General features: G+C 57.9%; 17 protein-coding genes and 1 pseudogene. 8 read left to right on the plus strand and 10 right to left on the minus strand.

Annotated elements, in window-relative coordinates:
* Positions 1-117 precede the first annotated feature (117 nt).
* Positions 118-1014: a LysR family transcriptional regulator gene (locus KM135_RS18855; protein WP_221715623.1), complete on the plus strand. Its 897-nt coding sequence runs from the start codon at positions 118-120 to the stop codon at positions 1012-1014.
* Positions 1015-1339: 325 nt separating this feature from the next.
* Here the strand turns inward: KM135_RS18855 and KM135_RS18860 are convergent, their stop codons facing one another.
* The 4 genes from KM135_RS18860 to KM135_RS18875 form a co-directional block, all read right to left on the minus strand.
* On the minus strand, positions 1340-3748 hold the full coding sequence (locus KM135_RS18860) for a hypothetical protein (RefSeq protein ID WP_221715624.1): 2409 nt from the start codon (positions 3746-3748) through the stop codon (positions 1340-1342).
* A gap of 121 nt (positions 3749-3869) precedes the next feature.
* The gene (locus KM135_RS18865) at positions 3870-5585 is read right to left on the minus strand and encodes a hypothetical protein (protein ID WP_221715625.1); all 1716 of its coding nucleotides are present in this window, start codon (positions 5583-5585) and stop codon (positions 3870-3872) included.
* A 17-nt stretch (positions 5586-5602) separates the two neighbouring features.
* Positions 5603-6742, minus strand: coding sequence for a hypothetical protein (locus tag KM135_RS18870; protein WP_221715626.1), 1140 nt, complete (start codon positions 6740-6742; stop codon positions 5603-5605).
* A 498-nt stretch (positions 6743-7240) separates the two neighbouring features.
* Complete coding sequence (locus KM135_RS18875) at positions 7241-7639, minus strand: hypothetical protein (RefSeq protein ID WP_221715627.1); 399 nt, start codon at positions 7637-7639, stop codon at positions 7241-7243.
* Positions 7640-7787: 148 nt separating this feature from the next.
* Between KM135_RS18875 and KM135_RS18880 the strand changes: the two genes are divergently transcribed.
* The 4 genes from KM135_RS18880 (at position 7788) to KM135_RS18895 (ending at position 9623) form a co-directional block, all read left to right on the plus strand.
* The gene (locus KM135_RS18880; RefSeq protein WP_221715628.1) at positions 7788-8258 is read left to right on the plus strand and encodes a helix-turn-helix domain-containing protein; all 471 of its coding nucleotides are present in this window, start codon (positions 7788-7790) and stop codon (positions 8256-8258) included.
* Between the two features lie 92 nt (positions 8259-8350).
* Positions 8351-8635, plus strand: a complete 285-nt coding sequence (locus KM135_RS18885) for a hypothetical protein (RefSeq protein ID WP_221715629.1) — start codon at positions 8351-8353, stop codon at positions 8633-8635.
* A gap of 60 nt (positions 8636-8695) precedes the next feature.
* The gene (locus KM135_RS18890; protein WP_221715630.1) at positions 8696-9148 is read left to right on the plus strand and encodes a hypothetical protein; all 453 of its coding nucleotides are present in this window, start codon (positions 8696-8698) and stop codon (positions 9146-9148) included.
* Positions 9114-9623 carry a winged helix DNA-binding protein gene (locus tag KM135_RS18895; RefSeq protein WP_221715631.1) on the plus strand — a complete coding sequence of 170 codons (510 nt, stop codon included), beginning with the start codon at positions 9114-9116 and terminating at the stop codon, positions 9621-9623. Before KM135_RS18890 ends, KM135_RS18895 begins: the two co-directional genes overlap by 35 nt.
* 236 nt (positions 9624-9859) lie before the next feature.
* Here KM135_RS18895 and KM135_RS18900 read toward each other — a convergent pair whose 3' ends face one another.
* Complete coding sequence (locus KM135_RS18900) at positions 9860-10090, minus strand: hypothetical protein (protein ID WP_221715632.1); 231 nt, start codon at positions 10088-10090, stop codon at positions 9860-9862.
* Between the two features lie 145 nt (positions 10091-10235).
* Between KM135_RS18900 and KM135_RS18905 the strand changes: the two are divergent.
* Positions 10236-10490, plus strand: a pseudogene (locus KM135_RS18905) (winged helix-turn-helix transcriptional regulator); the annotation flags it as partial.
* A 321-nt stretch (positions 10491-10811) separates the two neighbouring features.
* On the opposite strand, the gene KM135_RS20190 reads toward KM135_RS18905, so the two are convergent.
* Complete coding sequence (locus tag KM135_RS20190) at positions 10812-11015, minus strand: helix-turn-helix domain-containing protein (protein ID WP_221715633.1); 204 nt, start codon at positions 11013-11015, stop codon at positions 10812-10814.
* A 126-nt stretch (positions 11016-11141) separates the two neighbouring features.
* On the opposite strand from KM135_RS20190, the gene KM135_RS18915 reads away from it, so the two are divergent.
* Positions 11142-11414, plus strand: a complete 273-nt coding sequence (locus KM135_RS18915) for a hypothetical protein (protein WP_221715634.1) — start codon at positions 11142-11144, stop codon at positions 11412-11414.
* A gap of 11 nt (positions 11415-11425) precedes the next feature.
* Here the strand turns inward: KM135_RS18915 and KM135_RS20095 are convergent, their stop codons facing one another.
* The 4 genes from KM135_RS20095 to KM135_RS18930 form a co-directional block, all read right to left on the minus strand.
* A complete protein-coding gene (locus KM135_RS20095) occupies positions 11426-11551 on the minus strand; it encodes a hypothetical protein (RefSeq protein ID WP_281422213.1) in 126 nt (41 codons plus the stop codon).
* A gap of 142 nt (positions 11552-11693) precedes the next feature.
* Positions 11694-12419, minus strand: a complete 726-nt coding sequence (locus KM135_RS18920) for a hypothetical protein (protein WP_221715635.1) — start codon at positions 12417-12419, stop codon at positions 11694-11696.
* Positions 12419-13747 (minus strand): site-specific DNA-methyltransferase, encoded by a 1329-nt coding sequence (locus KM135_RS18925; RefSeq protein ID WP_221715636.1) that lies wholly within the window; start codon positions 13745-13747, stop codon positions 12419-12421. Before KM135_RS18925 ends, KM135_RS18920 begins: the two co-directional genes overlap by 1 nt.
* Positions 13748-13801: 54 nt before the next feature.
* Complete coding sequence (locus KM135_RS18930; protein ID WP_221715637.1) at positions 13802-14569, minus strand: hypothetical protein; 768 nt, start codon at positions 14567-14569, stop codon at positions 13802-13804.
* A gap of 708 nt (positions 14570-15277) precedes the next feature.
* Here KM135_RS18930 and KM135_RS18935 point away from each other — a divergent pair.
* Positions 15278-16738 carry an amidohydrolase gene (locus tag KM135_RS18935; protein WP_221715638.1) on the plus strand — a complete coding sequence of 487 codons (1461 nt, stop codon included), beginning with the start codon at positions 15278-15280 and terminating at the stop codon, positions 16736-16738.
* Positions 16739-16809 lie beyond the last annotated feature (71 nt).

Consider the following 16809-nt stretch of genomic DNA (forward strand, 5'->3'; position numbering starts at 1 on the left):
GTCACAAGCGGGGCCACAATGATCGAAAGGTAGCTCGATGCCGTTCTGATAATTAGACAGGGCAAATCGCTTGGGTCTATGACATGAAGTCATGAAACTTGATCACTTAGGCTTGATATGAAACGTGAAGAATTGGGCAATCTCGCGATGTTCCTGGCCGTCGCGGAAGAACGTAGCTTTACCAAGGCCGCAGCAAAGCTCGGGATTTCGCAATCAGCGCTAAGCCATACGGTCCGACGCCTGGAAGCCAAATTGGGGCTGCGGCTGCTTACCCGCACAACAAGAAGCGTCGCACCCACGGAGGCCGGTGAACGTCTGATTGAGACGCTGCGACCTGCATTCGATACGATCGATGACAAGCTGGCGACGCTGACGGAGCTTCGCCAGCGTCCCGGAGGGACTGTTCGAATTACTTCCAGCGCTCATGCCGCGCGTGCTGTGCTGTGGCCTATCATCGACCGCCTGACGGCCGAAAATCCCGACTTGAACATCGAAGTCAGTATTGAGGGTGGCTTCGTGGATATCGTTGCCGATCGATATGATGCGGGGGTTCGCCTTGGTGAAGCGTTGGAACAGGACATGATTGCGGTGCCAATCAGCCCCAAACTCCGAATGGCGGCGTTCGCTTCTCCATCCTACCTGGCTCGCCAGGGAACGCCCCTGACGCCTTATGATCTGGCGAACCACAATTGCATTAGTCTGCGCATGTCTTCGTCCGGCGGTCTATATGCCTGGGAGTTTGAGCGCGGCGGCAAAGAGCTGAGGGTCAAGGCCGAGGGTCAGTTGGTGTTCAACGACGCGCAGCTCATCATAACAGCAGCGCTTGCCGGACATGGCATTGCGTTCATGATCGAGGATCATGTTCTCAATCACTTTTCTGACGGATCTCTTGTTCGGGTGCTCGACGAATGGTGCGAGCCTTTCGACGGATATTATCTTTATTACACCAGTCGCAGGCAGCCTTCTCCCGCGTTCAAGATCGTGCTTGAAGCGCTTCGCTATCGGTCCCTATGATACTCTCACCACTCGATTAAACGGTAGGTTTCGTCACGACCTGACTATCAGAAGGCGACGGGGAAACGGCAGCTTCGTCCCAAACCACGTCATTCATGCTGGCCCAAGCGGAGATGAATGAAGGACGGCTTTCGACGGCCCTGCTTTGCTCCGTGAACGTCGGCTCTGTCGGCGGAAGGATATGTGGCCAACGGCATAAGGCGGTCACATATGGTACGCCACCTTCCCGTTGTTTCGACTCTATTTCACCAGAAACCATTCGACTTCCGACCTTCGTCGAGCACTGTTCCGAGGGCGTAGCCGTGCGTATGAGTCTACCGCAACTTCAGCGCAAAGGCGAATCTTCATCGGCAGCAGCGCGCCGTTGTTCCTCGAGCCGGCATTGTTTCCGACCTTTCCACTTGGGGTCCGGTTCCGAGGGTTTCAGGAAGTGGACAATCTTCAGTAGCTGGAATTCATTGAACAGATTGGCGCAGCCTTGCAGGGCTTTTTGAAGCGTGCCTGGATAATCCCCGTGGTTCCTTTTCCCGAGGATGTCACGCAGTCGAGCTTTGTGCAACTTAGGATCAGCGATTGCGCGTTCAAATAGCAAATCAATGGCGTCACGGGTGCTTAGCGACAGCGACCAACTCATCGTTGAGTAACGGTCCGCCGCAATCGGAACGAGTTTGAAGCGAAAATAGCGCAAGGGTGGATCGCCGGGAAGGCCGTCCTGGCCGATCCGGGTCGAGAGGCGTTTCGCGCCGGAGATGCCGCGTGCTTCTGACGTATTATACAGCCCGCCAACAATGGCGCGGGGCCCTGCAAGGAAGGGCGAAAACCAGCCGGGTTTACGGGGATCCACATTGGGCTGCATCTGGCCTATTGCGCGCAACGAGTCCGGCAATGGCGCTCGATCATTATTGCTGATCTCAATCACAATAATGGGGCGTTTGGGGTCATGCTTGCGCACGAAGCGAAGCACATCGACCAACGTTTCCAGCCCACCATTTTCGAAATAGCCGCCATCGATGATGTGGCCATATGAACCAAACAAGCCAGTGCCTAGGCGTCCGGCCGGGCTAACGATTGGAAAGCGGGCACTATTGGTTACGGCCGTTGACGCCCGAATGCGGCAAGGTCTGCCTCCACATCCATCACCGTAACTGAAGTCGAAGAAGTCATAGGTATCTTCGAAGATATCGGGCGTGACACGGATTGGCGAGGTAATGATCCGTTTGCCGTTGTTCGCGAGAGTCCCGTTTGCGAGGACGATCGGAATCCAACGTGCGCCTGTGTCCTTACTGGCAAGAGAGCGAGACCAGATGGCTTCGAAGTCTCCCGAAAAACGATTGTCGTTGCTGACGCAACGCGGGCCGCAGTTCTGAGCGGCCTTGTGCCACGCGATTTCCCAACTCTCCTCAAGTGATTCAGCGCGATCGTCAAACATCGGTACCGGCCAGAAGCGCTGAACCAAGTCCGGGAAAAGCATCCCGCCAATCGCAGGCGCCAAATAGTCGGCACCAAGAAATTGTTGCATGAACTTGAGACGTTGCACGCGCATAGCAGCGGGCTGTGTCTCTGGCGGATTGTCCGCTAGCCAAGCGGTATAGCCAATTGCCCCTAGTGTGCCTCCCGAAACGGAGCTGATCGCAAAAACCGACTGCGAGAAGCCACCGTCCAGCTTCTCGTCAAGGCTTCGAAGCACCGCTCCCGTCCAATAGGCGGCTCTCGATGCGCCGCCGGCTGTCGCAATCAGAACGATTGGATCATTTTGATCAGGATGGCGCGACTGCCAGCGTTTGAGCGCTTCGTCCAGCGTTGGCGCAGGCTGATGCGCAAGGGGTAGAGTTCGAACCCGATGATTGTCGTTGATGGTCGTAAACAGGCAGAAGCAAATCGTGCCGACTGCGACGACTGGAATGCGCGCATCCCGCGTAGCCCAGATCAGCAAACTGGTTATTGGAATGATGCACCCAACAGCACCAAATGCGATCGCGGCCGAGCCAAGGCACCAAGCGGCTTCTGTTCGCAGGACGGGAATGCTGAAGGTAACCAGGCCAAGCACCGAGACCGCTAAGGTCAGTCCGACAAACCAACGATCAAAGCTTCCAAGAAGCAGACCGTGGTGGATACCATTTGCCGCGTTTGGTCGGAGAGGTCGAGGTCTGCCATGAAAGGAGGCGCCTAACTTTCCGCCAATGCGCTTTGTGATCCTATGCTTGGAGGCAAAAAAGAGAAGCATGATGACTGTAGCCGCCGAAAAACAACTCATCGCGATCCAATTGTCCGCAAGGCTCCATCGCGTAACGACGAGCATCGCGACCATCGCGCAAAGCAGCGGGCTGACACCCAATATGCGCCGAAACCAGGTGAACCAAAGTGGCTGCTGGGTACCCCGCTGTGTCTTATAGAGTACGTTAGACCAGAACCACGCGTTGAGCCCGGTCCAGACGCAGGCGGCGAGAAATGCTATCCATTGCCGAGCAGCGCCCACGACGCTGAAGTCATGGAGACTGATTGGGCTCAAGTTTGCATCATCGAGCATGCCGCGAACGACATCGAGTCCCGGCTCCAACCCTATAATGGTGAGAGCGCAAAGGAGCAGCAGCAAACATATGATTCGAAGATCCGAGAGGGGTGAAAACCAGTCTCGGAAGGCGATGAGTTTGGTCCCGAACCAAAGGATGGCTGTGTTCAGCGCATGCTGTGTGTATTTGCAGAATCGCCTGCAAAATGACCAGAAATTTGTCATGTTCGACTCCCCCAAAGTCGAACAAATCATCTCACAACGTCGCAAATCTTCAACGCTAGAATCTATTTAGATAGCAAAGCGGACTTAACTCTTCAGCCGATTGAGCTGAGTTGATGGAAGGTCATTTGGCGAGTTGCGAATTTTCGGTCGATTGGGTTGCTGCCAACTGGAGGGTGAGGAGGTCCTGCTGATGCTCATTCAAAACCCTCTGACCTTCTTCCGCCGCCACGCCACCAAGCTGTTTGAGCTGTGCTTTGATGACCGCCAGTTCATCCTGCTTGGTCCGTAAAGCCTGTGCCGCGGTTGTAGCTGTCAAAATCTTACCACTTACATTTGAGCGCGTCGCCGCAGCTTTCTGGGCAGCTGCGACGCAGTCTGAGCCGCAGTTGTTCAGTTCTGCCTCATCCGCCGTCAGCTGTTGTTCGGCGGCTCGCAGTGCTGTGCCAGCTTCGATGGCTGCTTTTTCGGCTGCATCGGCTGCCGCCTGAGCTGATTTCTGGTCGTCTGTGAGTGCAGACTTTCGTTCGGCGAAGCGCGTTTTGAGCGCTTTCAGCCTCGACGACGTCCGAACGTGCAGCGCGGCAATGTTAAGACCCCCAACATTGGATGCAGAGGGCGCCTTGCCGGTCGAGAACCTCTCCGCCAGATCGAGAAGTCCTGCACCCCAGGCGACCTGTGTCGGATCGCCCGACGCCTTGCGGGCCACATTGACCGCCGTTGCGATCAATGCGTTGGCGCCCGAACGGTAGGCGGCCAGCAATTCGGATGGATCGTTGGTGTAGGATTTGAGATTCCAATTGCCTAGCTCGTCTTTGACGAAGGCCATGGAAACCTCACCTTGGCCACTTGCATAGACCTCATTGACCTTCTCCCAATGATAGTCATTCGTCAGAGCCTTAATCGCGCGGACACGATCCTCCTGTTTGTAGGCGCCAGTGCCCTGTGACGACATGCTGGCGTTGAACCAATCGTAGGCATCGAGGAAACGTGTGGGAGCGACGTCGCGCAGGAAATCGCTCGTCGGAAACTTCTCGTTGCCGTAACGGCAATCATCTGTAGCACGGCGCTCGGTTAGCGCTTTGGGGTCGACAACGAGCTTCGCGGAAGCTCCGACGCCGACTTCTGGGTAGTCACTCTTGTCCGTCGGGGCGCACTTTTCGATGACCTTCTGGAGAATGGAGGTGCGCGTTGCGATCAGGTTGGATAGCTCCGAGAGCATGAACGCATAACCCGCAACCAGATTGCGGACTCTGTGATCCTTTGGCACCAGCCCCACATTGCTGTCGGCGGCGCGAAACGCCTGTACCCGCATCATCGCGGCAACGGTTGAGACGCGCCGGGCATAGTCCCCGGATTCGCCAATTATAACCTGGGTTGTGATCTCGCTTCCAATCCTAGGATCGGCCATGCGCGCCACATGCGCGCCAGTCCTCCAACTTTTGCATGCATCTATCTTTGTCGTTGTTCCACCGCTCAGATAAATATGCTGTTCCAGCAGGTAGCCGGAATTCCCGTCTTGTACGGAGGTTAACTGGCAGATTGCTGATGCTACGTCTTCGGCGCCGCCAATGGTCTGATACAGGATTGTGCAGTCCGATTTGGCGAGCTTGGCCTGGTCGCAGCGTAGCTCGGGCACAAGAGCAAGGGTCTTGGCTTGCTGCTGCCAACCAGACATCGCCTTCACCGTCTCAGCCAGGAGGGCCGACAACTCACCGATCTGAGACTCAGGACTCTGGGTCAGCGGGCCCTTGTACACCTCGACTTCAACCCGCATCGAACCTGCTCCACTGATCCCCGCGCGATTGCAGCCCGCCAATCCGAGCGCAACAAGAGCCATGACGATCCCAGCTGATCTCATTTCGCTGTCCCCTCTTCGGGTTTGGAAAAAGCCGCGATTGCATCGTCGAGCACGCCAATGTCTGGTTCGGCCCTGCTTGCATCGGCCAGCTTTCTCCGGGCCGTTTCAGTGAGTAGATTTTCGTTAGCAATGGCAAGAAGCTGTGCGGTTGGATCAGCTCGATTGTCGAGAATGCGGCCGGAATATTCTTGCAACGTCTCTACCAAGGGCTTTGCTGAGCTCGACATCGCCATGACGAGGCGATCATCCTGGTCGAACGTCTTCAAGCCCTCAGGTCCCATGATCTGGAAACCCTTGCGAATCTTCTCATCGACGCGGCACAAACCCAATTGATTGAATGCGAGCTTCTGAGCTACCGCTTGAAGTTGGGTGATTTTTCCGTCGATGATTTCGGTAACTTTGGCTTTTACTTTCTCGTCACTGAGAGCGCTGATCTGTGTCCTGAGATCTGCTAGTTCCTTCTGTATCGCCTCAAAATTTGGTACGGCCGACGTCGGCGCCGCAGCCAATCGATAATCCTCCAACGCCTTCTCGATCGTTGTCTGCGCGGCGGCACGAATTGCCTCGGGAATATCTTGGGGGAGCTTGAGATAGAAGTCGGTCAATGACCGAACTTTCTCAAGTTTCGCATCGCGATCGGCTTGAGCCTGCTGCAGGTTTGACTTCGCCTTAAGAGCTGCCTCAGCGTCGGCTTTCACCTCGCTGTTGCTGCGGACAAAAAAGCCGTCGGCGTCGCGCGAGTAGGTGACCTGCGTGCCGAAAGGATCGATCGTCGAAGCTTTGAGGACACCGGATTCGAAGCGAATCCGGCTGAACAGGGCGCTTGCCTGGCCAGTCATCCGATATCGGTAGAGCGAGTCGGTCTTGGGGATGATTCGGCGATATGGAACGCCCGCTTCCGCGGCCAGCTGTTTATCAGTTTCGCTTGGGGGGAATTGCGTCAGTGATACATCCGCGTCCCAGCAATAATCGAAGGTTCGAAAATAATATGTAGTCCTGAAGCGAACGTCGTCATCTACGAGCTTGGGATCAATACCATACGTAATATGCATATCTCTTGGAACGGTACAAGCTGTCATGCCGAGGACGGCGAACACATTAGCTAGATTCTTTGAGAATCTCGTCACTTTCGCCATTATTCCCCCGCAATTATCTATGTCGAGATGAGCCTCATGATAATTCGTCCGAGTGCATTCATTCACTATATCGACATTAGCCTCCGGATGTGCGGAATTGGCTCCAAACTGAAACCGATCCGGATGGACTTTTTGGCTCTTGCGGAGAGTATTGGTGGCGCAGCCGTTCATCGTCTGACGCGTGAAAGATCTTGAGTGGAAATACATGGCAACGAGGCAGACGGACTTGCTCGTGACAGCGCTCAATCGTTGCCTGGACTCCGCTGATCCCCCGGTCGAGCAAAATAGCCGATCATCCATGCTGAGCGACGCCCAGGAGCAAAACTGGACCAGATGAGTCCTGCAGACCGCGCGAAGGTCGATTCTGCACTGAGGCCGCAAGGCGAGAAGCGGCGGGCTTCTTGCCCAAATCAATCAAGGGTTCAATCCAGAGCACGTTGACGAAGACGAAGAATGAGAGTCGTATCCGGCCGTGTGATCGCGTGGCCACGAAGCGAGCTACCTCATGTGCGCTACGGCTCGCGTACGCCCCCGCGCTTCGCCAAATCCTATTGCAGTCCGTTCGCAATCGACCGCGGCCGTCAAAAGGTCGATCGCGAGGTCATGCAGCTTTGGGTCATCCACGGCATATTTAAGCAGATCACTGGTCGCTTTGGAAAGCTTGCTCCGCGCCTCGACCAGCAGCGAGGCCGTTGCTTTGACCTCATCCGGTCGCAATTCCTGCCAATCTTGCTGGCCGACTTGGAACTGCGGCGCGGTCAGCGTGTCGATCGCCATGCTGATGTGACAACCGGCAGTAGAGAGCCCGATAGTCTCGCAGCCGCCAAGGGCGAGATTGAGGTGGCGCAAGATCTGATTTTGACGGCGCGCAAGCGGGCTTATGTTGAAAAATGTCATAGCGCACAGATACCGCCGCAATGATTCGAAGACCAATCATGTTGGGACCAAAATGGGTCGCCTTGTTCGCTATGAGTCTCAGAAGCGGACGAATTAATAGCCCTAACGATTGACAGGAAAGGCCGCCTCGGGATCAATTCGCTCCATAATGACGAATCCGGTCCGAAACTTTGACGATTTGAACGACGTTCAGAAGCGCTTGCTGCGCGAAGTCGCCAAAGGTCGGTCCAGCAAGGATATGAGCCGCGACTTCGGCCTAGAGCCGCGCACAATCGACGTTTACATCTCGCGCGCTGGCAAAGCGCTTGGGTTTCCAGACCGCCAGAGAGCAGCGGCCGCCCTCGTCGAGTACGAAGCTGCGATGTTAATTCGATGTATATCGACATCGGAGGGGCTGGAAACCTCGCCAAAATCCGGCGAGCCTCATGCTCGACGGACGGTGAACGACCAACTGGTTCGACTTCATCTTCCGCCACTTGGGGGAAGCGAAAACGACTATGACATCAAGAACCGCATTCTCGCTTCTGCCAAGGTAGCCGGCGTAGTCTTTCTGGTGATGATCGCTCTCATGCTGATCATCACCATGATCTTCTGGGCTTTCGCACTCATCAAACTCTAAGGCTGCGCATCCCCTGCGATGTGCAGGGGGGACAACGCATGTACACTTTCAGTGAAAACGCCATCCCGGCGATCAGGGGCGATATAGAGAATGTGATCAGCGCGGCCGACACATTCCTCGCTTCCCAGGCTCAAATGCTGAACACGATGATCGAGGCTGCGCAAACCTCGAATATTCCGCTCAACGCCACGCAGCGCGCCTATGCCGAATTGCTAGAAGCCATGACCAGCACACTCGATGCTCGCAGCCACACCGGCAAGACGCTCGCCACCATGACGGCAATCGGACGCCAGAGCGCGCACCGGGAAATGATGGAGGGATGCCCTGGGGGCGTTCCGCCCTCGCTCACGCAGGCTTTCGAAGAGATCCGCGCCTGACATCCGACCTCAACCGTCATTCCTTTGACAAGGGATGCATTTTGCTTCTCGGGTCACGGAATGGCGGTCGCTTTTCTCTTCTGGACAGTCGCTCTTGGCACCTGCGCCTATGCAGCTTGGTGCGGCGGCAGGGACGGCCGATGGTTTGCGTTCTTCTACATCGCGGCGTGCCTGCTCACGCTCTGGGCGACTTGGATCAATTTCGATTGGTCGAGCGTCAACTGGCTCACCTTTGGGATCGACTTTGGATTGTGGCTGGGCCTCGCCTGGTTGGCGCTGCGCTCGAAGCATTTCTGGCCGATCTGGGTGTTTGGAATACACAGCATCACGATCACGACACATCTGGCGAGCCTCGTTCGAGGATCGGCGCCCGTCCAGGCCTATTTCATTCTGGCGACGATGACGTCGTTGCCAAAGCTGCTGATCGTGGCCGTCGGCATCCACATGGATCGACGGTTTGTGGCAAGAGGACTGCCTCATGATCGGATCGGAGAAGCTAAGAGCGGAAGATGAGGTCGCCAGCATCCTACAGCTTGCGCAGCAAGCGGAGGATCTGAATAGGCAGCTTAAACACCTGGCAACCGCGCTAGATACCGCTCGGCGGTTTTCAAGGCTGATTACCTCGCCGGCGTCGCCATCCGTTCAGCATAACGTGCAAGCTCCTCCTCAGGTGCGCGTACGGCGATATCTGAGGCAACGACGAGCGCGCGAGGCGGCTTTCCCGGCTGGGACATTTTCAGATCCAGCATGGGACATCCTGTTGGACCTCTATGCAAGCGATCTGGAGGGCCGGCGCGTCAGCGTGTCTAGCGCATGCTTCGCGGCAGCCGTGCCACCAACGACGGCGTTACGGTGGATACGCAAACTGGTTGAGGACGGGGCGCTCACTCGCGTTCAAGATCCAAAAGACGGCCGGCGCGTCTACGTCACGCTCTCCGAATATGCATGGCAGAGCATGGATCACTGGGTAGCGCAGGCCCTCGTTTAAGCAGAGTTTTTTGCTGTCCTACACGGGACAAAGATGGTCCACCCTCTTCGGAGGTGTCCCATGATTATGTTGGATTGGCAGGCACTCATTGCCCTCGCCGCTATCATCAGCAGTGTCTCGTCGTTGGTTTGGGCGATGAGACGCCGCCGCTGAGCCGGCGTCGCTTTCTATCGTGGAGGGAAGGGGCCTGACCGTCCCTTCCCACCGCGGTCTTTCGGCATACCCTTGGCAGACGTCTACTGTCCCACACCGCTCGCGGCAGAGGTTGCAGCAGGTAATGGTGTGCCGTGCGAAGCCGGCACGATATTGCGATCGGGACTGTCGCGACCGGAAGTGGCATCGGCCGGAGCAGTGTTCAGGAATGGTCCATCGACATAACCAGTGAACATGTCGCCCGCCTTCAGTCGAGCACTGTCGCCTCCGGTCAGCAGTCCAAGAATTCCAAAGCCAACGACCGCCAGTGCCACGCCGGCGCCGTTGCCATCGCCGCGATCCGACGGTGTTGATTGCCGCTGAGAAGTGACCCGGGAAGGGCATAAATTTCCACTGAGAAGTGACCCATGTTGAACTCACCCCTGGCTTTGACGAGCGAGGGGTCATGGAGTGTTGGACATGGCGTTATTGAGCGTTATCCGGCGCTGGCATTTCCGCGATCATCTTTCGATCCGCGAGATTGCGCGGCGTACCGGGCTGTCACGTAATACGATCCGTAAATATCTACGTTCGGACACGGTCGAGCCGCGGTTCAAGGTGCCCGATCGGCCGAGCAAACTGGACCCGTTCGCGGAGCGGCTGTCAGCCTGGCTGAGACGGGAGATGAGCCGCCCGCGCAAGCAGAAGCGCACGGTCCAGAGCGTTTCGGCAGACGCGGGCGATCAACTCAAGGCTGCGGTTGAAGCAGCGGTTCCTCGATAGCGCGTTAGAAACGATGTGGAGGTGGCCGGCCGACGGTCCGGAAGCTTCTTCCTGGTTCCGATGTATAAGGGCAGTTGGCCGGAGCGACTCCAGGAGCAACCCGGCGACGCGAGAATTATGTTCTGCAAGCCCCAGGCAAGAAGGTGCGAAGCTGTTTGTCGGAGAGAAGGTCGCCGATCGCCCATGCTCCCCAAGGGCGTTTGTAGAGCAGGAACGGAATGTCGAGCCTTTGTGGGCGCCAATTACCGCTCGAGGGCGGTCAGCCAAACGCGATCAGCTCAGGAGGGCGGAAACAGTAGTGCCCAGGGGCGTCGCTAGCTTCTCCACGACTGTGATTGTCGGATTCCGCGCGCCGCGCTCGATGTCGCTGACGTAAGTGCGGTGGATGCCAGCGCGGTCGGCAAACTCTTCCTGGCTCCAGCCTCTTTCGGTGCGAAGGCGGCGTAAGTTCCGGCCAAGGCGCTGACGAATATCCACTCCCGCATATCGACACCGATGTCGCCTATCAATCTACAGACGATCAGTGACATTCGGCTTGACTTGCACGCCGATCAGAGAGGTAATGTCACTCATAGTCGAAGTTGTTCAATGGGAGCTGAGGGCATGAAATTAGAGCGAGTGAAGATCGCGCGCAGCAACGGACAAAACTGGCTCGGCGTCGCGATCGCATCAGGCCTCTTGGGCGGCCTTGCCGTCGCGCTTGCTATGATGGTCGGAACCTATAGCGCCTGGTGGCTGCCGCTCGTGGGGTTGGCTGCGCTGTTCCTCAACACCTCGGTGCTTGCTCTGGTGACCGGCAGCATCATCCGCGCGCTTTGGTTCCTGCCGGGACAGGACGTTAAGGAAAGCGCGGAATTCGACTACGTTCGAGAGTGAGGAAAAAACAGCTAAACCTGCGGAAACTCCGCCTCCAGCAGGTCGCGGAACGCCCGATCCTCATCGCTGAGCTCCCACTCGTCCGGCCCGTCATCGACGTCGGCTTCGAACCGGTCTGAATCGGGCAGGGGGATCACGGCGCCCTTGGGATTGGCATGGGCGCTGAAACACGCATGAGCCCCTTTCGAAAACTGGCGAAAGGCCAGAAACCGGAAAACCTATTCTTGAGGCAAGACGAGTTTAAATAAGCGGCGGGTTAACTACGCAAAATTACCCGCTCTAATGTTCGTCCTCATCCATGTCCTCGTCTTCGTCGTTGTCATCCATAGCAGATTCCGCACCGGATCGGCCAAGGAGCTGCTGAGACCTTCGCAACTCAGGCTTCTCTTTCTCTTTCATTGGCTCGCGACCGTCATTCTGTTCGGCATAGGTCGGACTCTCGTCGCCAGTGAACTCATACTCGTCCGACACCTTTTCGATGCCAAACCTACCGCTCTCCCGAATGAACACGCTATAAGTACCGATGGTTTTTCGCGTGAAGGCTTCATCACCCTCTTCTCCGCGCGGCAAGGGCTCGCCGGCCGCAAGGCTGAGGAGCAGCAAGCACAGATTGAGTTCAGCCTCAGTGAACTGCGAAAAGTCGTTCGATGCTTCCGGCGCGAGGGGCTCTGGAGGTCCAAATTTTTCGGCCATCTCGAGACCGAACTTGAGACCTGAAATCGATGTCGTCGTGAGCGACACCTGGCGCACACGTTGTGCGATCGCATTCGTCATAGGGACCTTGGTACCATCCCGAAGGGTCACTTTGCCATGAAACGCCTTCTTCATGGCAGACGCCAGACTCGTGCTTCCTTTGGGCCTCCCGGGTCCACCTTTGCCTCCCTTCTTGAACTGACCACTGACCGGAGGGTTGCCAAAGCCGCCGTCGTTGTTCGCCTTATATTGATCGGAGGAGGAGGGGCGTTTCTTGCCGGGAGCGTTCCCTTTGTTGTCCGAACTGGTCATCACTCTTCCCCGATTTCACGGTCGGTGCGGACCTCATCGAAGGTGCGACCATCCTGGTGAATGGCCGGTCGGCCGAGTGCCTCGCTGATGCGCTTGACGGCCACGTCGACATAGGAGGGATCGAGCTCAATTCCTCGACCGATGCGGCCGGTCTTCGCAGCTGCCAGAATCGCGGTGCCGCTGCCCAGGAACGGGTCGAGGACGATCGAGCCGCGCTTGGTGCAGTCGAGGATCGCGTCAGCGATCATTTCCAAATTTTTCCCTGTGGGATGAAATTTGAGGTTCTCGCGCTGGCTGCCGAACACCGACGGCGAGGGATATTCCCAAATGTTCGAGCGATTCCGGCCATGCTTGCCGAGCTGCACATTGTTGCGGGCTTTACCGCCCTTGCCACGGAATACCACGATCAGTTCGTGCCGGCTGCGCCAGATGCCGCCCATGCCGCCGCCGCCGGTCTTCGCCCACACGCAAATGTTCTCAAGCCGGTCGAAGATCGGCTCGCCAGCCCAGATCATGTCGGCGACCGACCTCCAGTCGATGAAGTTCATGACGAGCGCACCGGGCAGGCAGAACCGGGCCTGGCACTCAAACATCTTGCGGAGGAACGCGCGGAACTCCTCGCGAGACATCTCGCCTGCAGCCATCACGAAGTCGCCGAACTTGTACTTGCCCTTGCCGCTGAACATCCGGCTGGCCAGGTTCCACGGCGGGTCGGAAATCACAGCCTCGGCGAGCTCATCGGCCATAAGGGCAAGATACACGGCGCTGTCGCAGCCATCACCGCACGCTACGCGGTGAGAGCCCAAGGACCAGATGTCACCAACGCGAGAGACCGGCGCGATCGAGCGATCCGGCTCCTCAATCTCCTCGGCTTTGCGCTCGCCAGGCTGCGTGGTGCGCTTATCCGAGCTGCTCAGGATGAAGTCGAGCTCAGGGACTTCGAAGCCCAGATCTTCGACACTGAAGTCGAGGTCGGACTCCAGGACAAAGGCGACCTCGGTCGCGAGCAAATCAGGGGTCCACCTGCTGCGCGCCTGCAGAGCATTGTCAGCAATCCGGTAAGCGCGCTGCTCCGCCTCAGTGAGGTGATTAAGGATGATACAGGGCACTTCATCAAGGCCTGCAATCGGCGCAGCCAAGACGCGACCGTGGCCAGCTACGACTTCGTATTCGCTATTGAGCAGCACCGGGTTGGTGAAGCCGAAGTGCGTGATACTGTTCACGATCGCCGCCACTTGCTCGGGCGGGTGTTCCCGCGGATTGTTCGCGAATGGAACGATCTTCTCGATCGGGACAAGGACGACGTCGAGCTTAGGGGATTGGCGCATAAGAACCTCCGAGAGTTGGAGGTTCCCTTTCAATGGAGGCCTTTTGCTTCTGGCCTAGAAAGATTGGGCAGGATCGCGCTTCCGGCCGTCCAAATATGCTTTGAGGGCGTTGTGAGGCCGAGTTATCGGAAGCTTTGGATGAACAAATCCGAAGAAGGTCTCGATAAACAGACCGCATTCCGATCCTGCGGCGCGCGATTGCCCACCGTCAAAACCTAGCTCGCCTAAGCGCCGATCTGACCAGGTTGCAGGTTTGCCAGCATATTGCTCGAACAGCTCAACCAACCGACCAACAGCGATATGCAGATTGCGATCCACATAATCACCGCGCTTTGGCCCAAGAGCTTGCAAGGCCGAGAGGCTCGCAGCCAGTAGCTCTTCGACGCTGTGCGATTTTAGCAGCTGCTCATTCACGTCCGCCCAAGGCACTCGGAGCATTGACCCTGCAAACATCTTTGCATCGTCATTAAAGCTATTGAGCACAGTTTGAAGCTCAGTCTGATCCTTTTCGGCCGGCGCATTCTTCAGCTTCCAGCATAGGTGAGCCGCCAGCTTGAGCTGAAATACGGCATCTCCCCTCGGATTGGCGGGTTGCAAAGTTGATCGTCGATATTCGCCCGCGATTTCCTGCATGGCGTGTTCGATCGCCGCACAGGAAGATGCCCCCAGATAACCTGTCAGCTTTTGAAGCTGCGAGTGCGTTAAGAAATTCAGTTTTATCTGCATGAAACGCGGCACGAAGCCCGAACGTGCCACGCGTTGAGACTCGGCTCGCGAGCGCGCAGGGCGCGGACGAGAGCTTGGGTCAAAGGCCTCCGACATGCCCTAGATTATCGCTTCAATCCCGTAATTCAAATAACTCCTTCCCAATTATGCGTTGCCATTTCCCGTTTTTGTTAGATGCCAAAGTAGGGCGGAAGGTGCCAAAAACTGCGCTAGCGACTAACGAAGAGGCAAGCCGCGACCCGAGAATTCCCGTTTATACCCGTTTAGGCCGAGACAGGTTCGCTCGCGACTGCGCTCCGCACCAGACAGTCCATAAAACCTGGCGAATGAGGTCGAGCCGGCGGCTCGGCCCAAGAACTGGCGCGGTTCTGCGGTACTCGCAGTCGTGGGAGGTTGCTCCTGCAGTCAGAAACGGGCCGATGTGGCGACCTTTTCGCGCGGCATATCGCGGCCGTTTCTCGTCCTAACTTTTTGACCGCAGCGAGAGCTGGCTCAGGAGATGCCGAGCATCTCGCGCCCGTCGCGCCACGCGAGCGGAGGTTTTTATGCTCATGATCGAGCAAGTCGTCAGGCTCACCGGCTGTCGGCCTTCGACCATGGCGGTGGCGATGTCGGGCACGAGGCAGGCTAGGCCGACGATCTTGCCGATTCGGGTGCGACGGCGACCACGGTCGTCTGCAACGAGCCGCGCGTCGTGGGCGTCCAATTGCGGGTTGCATTCGGCAAGCGCCGAGATCCATTCTGGCCCGCGGCACGCATGGTTCGCGGGCCTTTCTCCTCGTTGCCTGAAATGAGTGTTCTCCCATGGAATCCTTCGTCCGATCTTCAGCTCTTCTCCTCGGCGGCATCATCAGCGCGCCGCTCCTTGCCGGCCCACTGTCCGACGCCGATCGTGCCGCCATCGTCGGCGACGTCGATCGCGGCACGCCCGCATTGTCGAAAACCGCCTTGCAGATATGGGCCTATGGAGAGGTCGGTTTTCAGGAACAGAAGAGCTCAGCGCTGCTTCAGCAGGAACTCAAAGCCGCCGGTTTCCGCGTCGAAGCCGGGGTTGCCGGGATGCCGACGGCCTTTGTCGCCAGTTTCAGGACCGGTGAGGGGCCGGTCATCGGCCTTCTCGCCGAATTCGACGCACTGCCCGGGCTCAGCCAGACGGCCGATGCGGCGCGCAAGGCGCAACCTGGCATGGCTGCGGGTCACGGGTGCGGCCACAATCTGTTCGGCGCCGCGTCGGTCGCGGCGGCTATCGCGACGAAGAAATGGATGATCGAACATGGCATCAAGGGTGAGCTGCGTGTCTACGGCTCCCCGGCGGAAGAAGGGGGCTCGGGCAAGGTCTTCCTGGTCCGTGCCGGTTTGACCAGGGATGTTTCCGCGATGCTGCACTGGCATCCCGGCGACAGCAACAGCGCGTCGCAAGGACACATGCTTGCCAATGTCAGCGGCAAGTTCCGCTTCCACGGTGTGGCGGCGCACGCGGCTGCCGCGCCCGAGCGTGGACGCTCAGCTTTGGACGGCGTCGAGGCGATGGACATGATGGTGAACATGATGCGCGAGCATGTCCCGCAGGAGGCGCGCATCCACTATGTCATCACCGACGGCGGCAAGGCGCCGAACGTCGTGCCGGACACGGCCGAGGTTTATTATTATGTCCGGCATCCCGAGCAGAGGGTCGCGGGCGAGATCATCGAGCGTGTGAAGAAGGCGGCCGAAGGCGCGGCGCTCGGCACAGGCACGACGGTCGCGTTCGATCAGACCGGCGGCACTTTCGACACCTTGCCCAACGACACTCTGGGCAAGGTCATGCATTCCAATCTGACGCATGTCACGCTCCCGGCCTACACCGCCGAAGAACAGGCGTTCATCGATCAGATTCGTGCGACCTTTCCCAATGTCCCGCGCGCGCGCGCTGCCAGTATCCCGCCTTATGCGAGCGGGATGATCGTGCCAGCTTCCTCCGATGTCGGCGACGTCAGCTACACCACGCCGACCGTGGGGATGTCGGCTGCGACATGGGCGCCGGGGACGGCGGCGCACAGCTGGCAGGCCGTGGCCGCCAGCGGAACCAGCATCGGCGTGAAGGGCGCTGTCGTGGCCGCCAAGGCCCTCGCCCTGACGGCGGCGGAACTGTTCCAGAGTCCCGACACGCTTGCTGCCGCCAAGGCGGAGCTGGAACAGAGGCGGGGTGCGGACTTCGTCTACAAGTCCCTCCTTGGCGACAAGCCGCCCGCACTGGGCTACCGCAAGGCGTCAGGCGGCCAGTGACCGATCGGACTTCGATGTACGACGCTTCGGATCAGCGGGTTCAGATATGCCCGTCCAAGCAATATCAAACG

The organism is Sphingobium xanthum (assembly GCF_019737615.1).
GTDB classification, from domain to species: Bacteria; Pseudomonadota; Alphaproteobacteria; order Sphingomonadales; family Sphingomonadaceae; genus Sphingobium; species Sphingobium xanthum.